Below are 4497 nucleotides of genomic sequence, written 5' to 3'. Positions count from 1 at the left end.
ATCTCGGTCAGTGTGCGGGACGAATCGACCTCGGCAGCAGTCCAACTGGGCGCCGCGCCCACCACGAGATCCGAAACGAGTACTGGTACATCCTCGGCAATCGAGGTGAGCACTCTCGACAGCTGTCGGGTAACCGCGTCGGCGCTCGAAGGATCGAATGCGCTCGCGGCATAGATGAGCGCTCCGGTCAATGAACCGTCGTCAGCGGGTGCGAGCGAGACATGCATGGGGAACTTCGTTGTCGCGGTCTCGATTTCGCGAGCCTCGATCGTGAGGCCGGAAACCTCCACGGCAGGGATCGCGAAGTTCTGCAGACCCAGCGCAATCTGGGGAGTTCGTCCACCGAGCAGCTCACCAACCAACTCGGCAGGAACAGAGCTGTTTTCGAACGCTGCCACATCAGCATCGAAAGCTGCACCCAACAGAAGATCGATCGGCACGTCCCCGTCGATCCGAAGGCGAAGAGGCACCGTATCCACGAACATGCCGACCACGCCGTCGAGCTGAGGCGCCCGCCGTCCGTCGACAGCTGTCGCGATCACGACATCGGGATTTCCACTCAGCTTGGCAAGCACCACCGACAACGCCGCATGAACCACCGCGAACAGCGAGACCTTCAATCGGTCGGCTCGCGCCTGCAGTGCCGAGGTGATGACGGCTGGTATCACGAAGTTCACTCGCTGCGCTAAGGTATCCGGCCCGCCATCGGAGTGATCCACCGTCAGCGGAGACACAGATGTCACACCGTCCAGCGTTCGGCGCCAGAACTGCTCGACGACAGGGGAAACGTCACGTGCTGCCTCCCACGCGGCAAAATCCCCGTACTGGATCGGCAACGGAGACCATTGCGAATCCAGTCCAGCTCGTCGCTTGCCGTACGCGGTCAGCAGGTCGCCGACCACCGTTCGCATCGACACCCCGTCGACTGCGATGTGATGAAAGCTCACTGCCAGAACGTGCCTGACCGGTGACACCTGGAGCAGCATCCAGCGCACCGGCAGGTCTGCCGCTACATCGAAACCACGCGAGCCGAACTCTCGCAGCAGCACCTCGACCTCGATGTCGGCGACCAGCCGCGTTTCCATTGTCACGGAGGTCGGAGGATCCACGACCTGAACCGGTGGAGTGCCCGGATACCGGGTTCTGAGGACATCATGACGACCGACAAGATCCGTTGCTGCCTGACGCAGCGCCGCCGCGTCGAGTTCACCGTCGATCTCGATGCAGATCGGCAGGTTGTACGCGCCGCTCGCCGTGTTCCGCTGATTCAGTACCCACATCGCACGCTGGTTTCGTGACAGGGGTGCGGGCGTGGGGTCGCGGCGCGGTTCCAGTCGGACAAGATCGGTCACCGAGTCGTTCTGCTCGAGCGAATCGAGCCGGGCTGCCAACGCCGCAACTGTTGGATGCTCGAATACGGTCCTGAGCGGAACAACCAGCCCCAGAGTACTACTCAAGAGCGAGGTAACCTCCGCGGCCGACAGCGAGTTGCCCCCGAGCGAGAAGAAGTCTGCGTCGCGGTCGTCCTCATTCCCACCGAGGACGGAACCAAAAGCTCCGGCTACAAGACGTTCGGTGGCGGTGGCCGGTCCCTCTGCACGGGAAGCATCCAGTGTCGGCGACGGGAGACGGGCGAAGTCGACCTTGCCGTTCCGCATCGGAAGCTCGCCCTCGATGTCGACGATGACATGCGGAACCATGTACGTCGGAAGGACTTCTGAGACGGCAGCGCGAAGTTGACCAGTGTCAACTCTTTCGGCACCTGAACTTCTCACGTAGGCGACCAACAGAGGACTTCCACCTTCGGCCGACCGAACCCCGACGACACAGAAGTCGACGTTCGCGACAGACTGAATGACTGCCTCGATCTCACCCGGTTCGATCCGGACACCGTTGACCTTCACCTGCACGTCGGCTCGCCCGAGATAATGCAGGCGATACGTATTTCCCTCGGATTTGGGGCTTTCCGGCTTCCACATCACCAGGTCGCCCGTCCGGTACATCCGGGCGCCTGAACCGGTTGCCACGAATCGTTCCGCAGTTCGGGCCGGTTGGCCGGCGTAACCGCGAGCGAGCATTCGACCTGAGAGATACAGTTCGCCGGCGACTCCCGGCGGCACCGGTTCGAGTCGATCATCGAGCACGACGGCGTCGACCCCGGCCAGTGGATACCCGATCGATCCGTCGTGAGTGTCACCCGACAGTTGTTCGATCGACAGTGGTTCGGTAGCAAGCGAATACATCGTCGACTCGGCAGGTCCGTATCCGTTGATGACTCGGCGTCCGGCTTGCCAGCGCTTCGCCAACGCGCCGCCGAGTCGCTCGCCCCCGAACATCACCGTGGAAAGGTCCGGCAGCGAAGGATCGCCGATCGAGGCGACGACAGTAGGTGTGGCGCACAGATGAGTAATTCGCTCGCGCCTCAGTGCTGATGCGAGTCCCGAGCCGAACAGTTCTTCGTTCTTCGCCAGAACGAGCGTGGCCCCGGACGCACTCGCGATGAGCACCTCGAGCAACGTCATGTCGAATCCTGGCGCTCCGCGATGGAATACGCGAGAACCTGGCCCAGCCGAGAATCGACCGGGCAGGTCTTCGGCGATCACACCGAGCCCGCCGTTGGTCACGACCACAGCCTTGGGGGTTCCGGTCGTTCCTGACGTGAAAACTACGTAGGCCGCCAGGTTCTCGGAATATTCGCGCACCGAGTCGGTGACTTTCTCACCACCAGCGTCTTCAGCACCAGCGTCTTCACCACCAGCGTTGCGGCCGCCGATCGCTCCGGTGCCCAGTGTTTCGAGGACATCGCGTACTCGCGCCTGCGGCTGTTCCGGGTCCGTCAATGCCGGAGCTGCACCGACCTTCGCGATTGCCCACAGTTGCACGATCGACGCAATCGACCGATCTGCAGTCCAAGCAGCGACCTGGTCGACTCCAACTCCCCGGGAGCGCAACTCGTCGGCTGCGACATCCGACTGGGCATCGAGTTCCCGGTAAGTCAGTGTGTTGCCCTCACCCTCGACCGCCACAGCGTCCGGGGCGGATTCGACGCCGAAGCGCAGCATGGAGGCAAGTGTCGTACCGGAAAGTCGAGATCGATCAGGCCGGTCGACCGCGCCGTGTGCGGGGACGAGAAGAGCTCGTTCCGCACTGTCCAACAGGTCGATTTGCCCTACGGCGACATTCGGGTCGACAGACACTTGATTCAGGAAGCGCTCGAACCGGCCCGCAAAGCTCGATACCGTCAGATCATCGAATAGATCAGCGTTGTAGACGAATTCGAGACCGAGTTCGCCCCCGACCCCCTCGTCCGTGACGTTGACCTGCAGATCGAAATTTGCGTGCCTGACTTCAGGAGCAATCTGTGTGATGTCCAGCCCTGGTATCGACCACGCGGCGGTCTCAGCAGTTCGGAACGAGAGCGCCACCTGGAACAACGGATGTCGCGAACGCGATCGCGGTGGGTCGATCAGATCGACCAGCGATTCGAAGGGCATCTCTGCGTGCGCGAACGCCGCTACGTCACGCTGACGAACCTGCTCGACCAACCGGCCGAACGAGTTCGACGGATCGACTTCGGTTCGAAGAACAATCGTGCCGGCAAACATGCCGACCAGCTCGTCGAGTTCAGGTGTGACGCGTCCGGACACAACAGTGCCGACAGCTACGTCATCGCTACCGTTGTACCTCGCCAACAGCGCCGCGAGAGCGGCGTGTACAACCATGAACATGGTCGCGTTGTTCGATCGTGCGAGTGTCTGAAGGCCCGTTCGTACCGAACCTGAGATCTCCACCCGACAGCTCGACGCACGGGCGAACGTCGAACGTGGACGATCGAGGGGAAGCGTCACCTGCTCGGGAAGTCCTTCGAGAGCCTGCATCCAGTAGCTGCGTACCGTCTCGGGAATCCCCGATTCCCTTTGCCATGCACTGTAATCGGAGTATTCGAGCGCGAGCGTCGACCACTGCGGAGCGTGCTGCGCCGAGCGGGCGATGTACGCCGCAGTGAAGTCGCGGACCAACAATTCGAGTGATCGAGCGTCGGCGGCAATGTGATGGACGACGACAGCCAGGATGTGCTCGACAGGTGAAACCTGGAGAAGTGCCGCACGTACGGGCGGATCAACGGTGACATCGAAGCCCGAACCCACCAGTTCTGCTACACAATTCTCGGCGTCGCCGCCGTCGAGTGCCTCGAGCTGAAAGGCCGGAAGCGCATCCTCGGCGTCGAGCACCGTCTGAACCGGGCCGCCGCCGACAACCGGGTACACGGTCCGCAGAGTGCGATGGCGATTGATCACGTCACGAATTGCCAGTTCGGCCGCAACCACGTCCAGCTCGCCTGCCAAGCGCAGCACGATCGGGATGTTGTATCCGGCGGAGTCTGTATCCAACTGATTCAGAATCCACATTCGATGCTGGGAAGCTGACAGGTGCACTTCCGTGTTGTCCGAACGAGGCCCCAAGGACACGTCAGACGCGTGCTCCGCGCCGGTTCGC

General features: G+C 62.1%; 1 protein-coding gene. It reads right to left on the bottom strand.

The window, feature by feature from the left end:
- Positions 1-4391: condensation domain-containing protein (locus A2J01_RS18885; protein ID WP_231915831.1), on the bottom strand; the 4391-nt coding region annotated here is incomplete at its 3' end.
- Between the last annotated feature and the right edge of the window lie 106 nt (positions 4392-4497).

This window comes from Rhodococcus sp. EPR-134 (assembly GCF_001647205.1).
Taxonomy (GTDB): Bacteria; Actinomycetota; Actinomycetes; order Mycobacteriales; family Mycobacteriaceae; genus Rhodococcus_F; species Rhodococcus_F qingshengii.
Note: the sequence above shows the minus strand (reverse complement) of the source record. Positions and strands in the feature narration are given on the sequence as shown.